The sequence below is a fragment of the Candidatus Erwinia dacicola genome, assembly GCF_001756855.1.
Lineage (GTDB): Bacteria > Pseudomonadota > Gammaproteobacteria > Enterobacterales > Enterobacteriaceae > Erwinia > Erwinia dacicola.
The window spans coordinates 1-4580 of the sequence record NZ_MAYS01000222.1 but is presented as its reverse complement, the minus strand read 5'-3'; the positions used below and the strand labels follow the sequence as shown (position 1 = coordinate 4580).

4 protein-coding genes and 2 pseudogenes are annotated in these 4580 nt (G+C 50.9%); 5 read left to right on the top strand and 1 reads right to left on the bottom strand.

Features of this window, described 5'->3' with window-relative positions; translation table 11 throughout:
* Window positions 1–270: 270 nt before the first annotated feature.
* Window positions 271–831, bottom strand: a complete 561-nt coding sequence (gene gmhB / locus BBW68_RS06950; RefSeq protein WP_070134567.1) for a D-glycero-beta-D-manno-heptose 1,7-bisphosphate 7-phosphatase — start codon at window positions 829–831, stop codon at window positions 271–273.
* Window positions 832–1022: 191 nt separating this feature from the next.
* Between gmhB and metN the strand changes: the two genes are divergently transcribed.
* From metN to tsaA, 5 genes and pseudogenes are all read left to right on the top strand, one after another.
* On the top strand, window positions 1023–2054 hold the full coding sequence (gene metN / locus BBW68_RS06945; protein ID WP_070134566.1) for a methionine ABC transporter ATP-binding protein MetN: 1032 nt from the start codon (window positions 1023–1025) through the stop codon (window positions 2052–2054).
* The gene (locus BBW68_RS06940; protein ID WP_070134565.1) at window positions 2047–2700 is read left to right on the top strand and encodes a methionine ABC transporter permease MetI; all 654 of its coding nucleotides are present in this window, start codon (window positions 2047–2049) and stop codon (window positions 2698–2700) included. Before metN ends, BBW68_RS06940 begins: the two co-directional genes overlap by 8 nt.
* A gap of 38 nt (window positions 2701–2738) precedes the next feature.
* On the top strand, window positions 2739–3554 hold the full coding sequence (locus BBW68_RS06935; RefSeq protein ID WP_070134564.1) for a MetQ/NlpA family lipoprotein: 816 nt from the start codon (window positions 2739–2741) through the stop codon (window positions 3552–3554).
* A 137-nt stretch (window positions 3555–3691) separates the two neighbouring features.
* Window positions 3692–4078: pseudogene (gene rcsF, locus BBW68_RS06930) on the top strand (Rcs stress response system protein RcsF).
* Window positions 4075–4459, top strand: a pseudogene (gene tsaA / locus BBW68_RS16125) (tRNA (N6-threonylcarbamoyladenosine(37)-N6)-methyltransferase TrmO); the annotation flags it as partial. The pseudogenes rcsF and tsaA, both read left to right, overlap by 4 nt.
* Between the last annotated feature and the right edge of the window lie 121 nt (window positions 4460–4580).

Here is a 4580-nt window from a genome sequence, read left to right as displayed (position 1 = left end):
TGTCTGATAAATTGTTAAAGAGCGTCCCGAGCAGTACCTGAGGTATCAGTCGCAAGGTGGCGAATATTACGCTTTCTTCTTTCAGAGTCAACTTCTTTTTGAGAAGTTTTTCCGGCGGTTTAGATGCTTCCTGAACCTCCTCAGCCGCTGGCCTGTAAGCCATTGTTCAGTATCAGTCGAGGCGCATTATAGACAGGAACTTCGAGAACGCAAGCAGTAATCTTAACTTTTTTTTACTGCCTGATGAAAGTTCACGCGAAACGCTGCTTTTTAACCCTGTTTGATACGTGCCGGCAGCTCTTTCAGGCTATTTAGCACCCAATCGGCTGCGGCTTCGTCTTCAGCAGTGACGGGCTTACCGCTACGCACTAATACTTTTTTACCCACTCCAACAGCTTTCGCCGCCAGCATGTCTTCTATTTTGTCGCCAACCATACAAGAAGAAGCCATATCAATGTTCAGCTCCTGCTGAGCAGTAAGCAACATTCCCGACTGAGGTTTGCGGCAGTCACAGGACTGACGTAACCCTTCTACTGTTGCTTCGGGATGATGCGGGCAGAAATAGATGCCATCGAGGTCGACATCGCGGCTGGCCAATGACCAGTCCATCCATTCTGTCAGCTGCATAAACTGATCTTCACTAAACATGCCACGGGCAATGCCGGACTGGTTAGTCACCAGCACCAGCGCAAAGCCCATCTTTTTCAGTTCACGCATGGCATCAATGACACCATCGATAAACTTGAAGTTATCGATTTCAGAGACATAACCGTAATCGACATTAATAGTGCCGTCTCGATCAAGAAAAATTGCGGGAATCTTGTCAACCACGTAGTAACTCCTGCTACAAAATTTGCCCTAGAGTATCGCATGGTTGCCTGAAAAGTAGAGAATGGCAGTTTGAATGACTTCGATTGATTTAGACATCTGGATGCCTTAACATTTACTCGCAGTCACGGAAGCGCGGGATGGATTGATCATTTACGCCACGGATAATTCCCATCACGATAATAAATAACTCAATGATAAAACTCTCAAATATCACCAAAGTGTTCCAGCAGGGTTCATGGACTATCACAGCGCTGTCAGATGTCAGCTTGCACGTTCCCGCCGGACAAATTTATGGCGTGATCGGCGCATCCGGTGCGGGTAAAAGTACCCTGATCCGCTGCGTTAATCTGCTGGAGCGCCCCACTTCCGGTAGCGTGCTAGTTGATGGTCAGGACCTCACTACCCTTTCAGAAGGGCAGCTCACGCTGGCACGCCGCCAGATTGGTATGATTTTCCAGCACTTCAATCTGCTGAACTCACGCACCGTAGCCGGCAACGTCGCGCTGCCGCTTGAGCTGGGCAACCTGTCCAGAGCCGAAATCAAAGCGCGCGTCAGTGAACTGCTCGAGCTGGTCGGCCTGTCAGACAAGCATGACACCTGGCCAGCCAATCTTTCCGGCGGCCAGAAACAGCGCGTGGCCATTGCCCGTGCGCTGGGCACCAATCCCAAAGTGCTGCTGTGTGATGAAGCCACTAGCGCGCTGGACCCGGCAACCACGCGCTCAATCCTCGAACTGCTGAAAGATATCAACCGTCGTCTGGGCATTACCATCCTACTGATCACCCATGAAATGGATGTGGTGAAACGCATCTGCGACTGCGTGGCCGTCATCAGCAACGGAGAACTGATTGAGCAGGATACCGTAAGTGAAGTGTTCTCCCATCCGAAGACGCCACTGGCGCAGAAGTTTATTCAGTCAACATTGCATCTGGACATTCCGGAAGACTACCTCAAGCGCCTATCGCTAGAAGCGAGTGCCACCACCGTCCCTCTGCTGCGCCTAGAATTTACCAGTCAGTCCGTCGATACGCCACTGCTTTCTGAGTCAGCATGCCGTTTTAACGTTAACAACAATATCATTAGCGCGCAGATGGATTACGCCGGTGGTGTGAAGTTTGGCATCATGCTGGCGGAGATCCACGGTGAGGCAGCCGACATTCAGGCAGCCATCGCTTTCCTGCACGAGCATCATGTAAAAGTAGAGGTGTTAGGTTATGTCTGAGGCAATGATATGGTTACTTGTCCGGGGCATTTGGGAAACGCTAATAATGACCTTTGTCTCTGGCTTTTTCGGCTTCGTGTTGGGTCTGCCAACAGGCGTTCTTCTCTATGTCACTCGACTGGGTCAGATTGTGGCGAATGCTAAGTTGTATCGCGTGCTCTCCGCTGCGGTAAATATTTTCCGCTCGATTCCGTTCATTATCCTGCTGGTCTGGATGATCCCGTTTACGCGCATTATCGTCGGCACCTCCATTGGTTTGCAGGCCGCTATCGTGCCGCTGACCGTTGGCGCTGCACCCTTTATTGCCCGCATGGTCGAAAATGCGCTGATTGAGCTGCCAACCGGTCTAATCGAAGCTTCCCGCGCAATGGGGGCCACCCCATTACAGATTGTCCGCAAGGTTCTGCTGCCGGAAGCACTGCCGGGTCTGGTGAATGCCGCTATTATTACTCTGATTACCCTGATCGGCTATTCAGCAATGGGTGGTGCCGTCGGCGCAGGCGGTCTGGGTCAAATTGGCTATCAGTATGGCTATATCGGCTATAACGCTACCGTGATGAACACGGTATTAGTCCTGCTGGTTGTTTTAGTGTATTTGATTCAGGTCTGTGGCGATCGCATCGTACGTACGGTCACCCACAAGTAAACACAACAGTAATTTCTATCTACATTCAAGGAAGGGATATGTCTTTTAATTTTATAACATTTGCCGCAGTAGGCGCTCTGATTGGTACCTTAGCGTTAGTCGGATGCGATCAGAAAGAGAAAGATCCAAACTACATTAAGGTTGGTGTGATCGTCGGTTCTGAGCTAGAGGTTGCTGAAGTGGCGGCCAAAGTGGCGAAAGAGAAATACGGTCTGGATGTTGAGCTGGTTACCTTCAACGACTACGTACTGCCGAACGAAGCGCTGAGCAATGGCGATATTGACGCCAATGCCTTCCAGCACAAACCTTACATCGATCAGCAAATTAAAGATCGTGGCTACAAGTTGGTTTCCGTGGGGAGCATCTTTGTTTATCCAATCGCGGGTTACTCCAAGAAGATCAAATCTCTGGACGAACTGCAGAACGGCGCACAGGTTGCTATCCCGAATGACCCAACTAACCTCGGCCGTTCCCTACTGCTGCTGCAGAAAGTGGGCCTGATCAAACTGAAAGATGGCGTTGGCCTGCTACCAACCTCACTGGATGTGGTTGAGAACCTGAAAAACCTGAAGCTGGTAGAGCTGGAAGCACCGCAGCTGCCACGTTCACTGGACGATCAGCAGATCGCTCTGGCAGTGATCAACACCACTTACGCCAGCCAGATTAACCTGACTCCAGCGAAAGACGGCATCTTTATTGAAGACAAAGACTCCCCTTACGTTAACCTGATCGTGGCACGCGAAGACAACAAAAATGCGGAAAACGTGAAGAAATTCGTGCAGGCTTACCAGTCTGACGAAGTCAATGACGCCGCAAATAAAGTGTTTAACGGTGGCGCAGTAAAAGGCTGGTAATCAGCCGCATGCGGGCAGCGCCAGCTGCCCGCAGCTCAATAGATATTGCCAGATGTGCCTGCCTGATGCTCTCCGCTTGTTATTTTCCTCCCAGCTTGCTTCAATAACGCCACTTGATCGATCATGAGGATTTTCCCATGTGTTTGTTAGCGCTGACGCTGACAGGGTGTTCATTGTTCCCTAAGCCCTATGAGCCTATTAAACCTTTTCTGCAGTCAATGCAGAACGATGCTTCCTAGGCGAAACCTGCCACACCCTGCCCCGGTAAAACCGTATACCGAAGCTGGTGACCTAGTGAGCAAGCATTTCCGTGACCTAGGTGAGTGTATGGCGACGATTTCCAAAGCCGCTCACAGGACTCACCACCGAATCTCGCCACCGCACCGTAACGTATGCAGATCTGGGCATCCGGTATAAAAGCCAACGCGGTGCTAGTGCGCAAATGTGAGATCGTCACCGGTGCTCAGGGTTGCTATCGTCAGGCGATTTGCCAGAGCCCCGCGCTGAAAGTCAGCAATCAATGAGTGCGTTCTCCTTCTCCCAGATTGGTGTGATCCACTCTCCGTAGAAGAAAAAGTTCGCCGTTCCCCACCAATCTAGTTTGGCTCAGGATAGTGGTGGAGAACTCCACTTCGCAGCGCCGTATAACTACCCGGAAGCCATACACCACCTCGAAGAGTTCAGCCATCTGTAGCTGCTTTTTGTATTCTATCAGACGATCGAGGGCAGCTGACACTCAACAGTCAGGCCCCCGCGCCTAGGCGGTAATGCCCGCATGGGCGTATTTGCCACCCGTTCGATCTTCCCCCCTAACCCAATCGGCATGTCGCTGGTCGAGTTAATAAGGTATTCGCGTTGAGATTGAAAAGCAACAGGTGATCCTCGAACTCGGCAGCCTAGACCTAGGCTGTGTCCCTTAATCACCTGAGCTATAGTAACTGCCTGTTTCCACAACACATTGAACTATGGCTCGTTACGATTTTTCCGATGAAGCATGGGCTCTCATCCAGCCCTTATTACCAACTG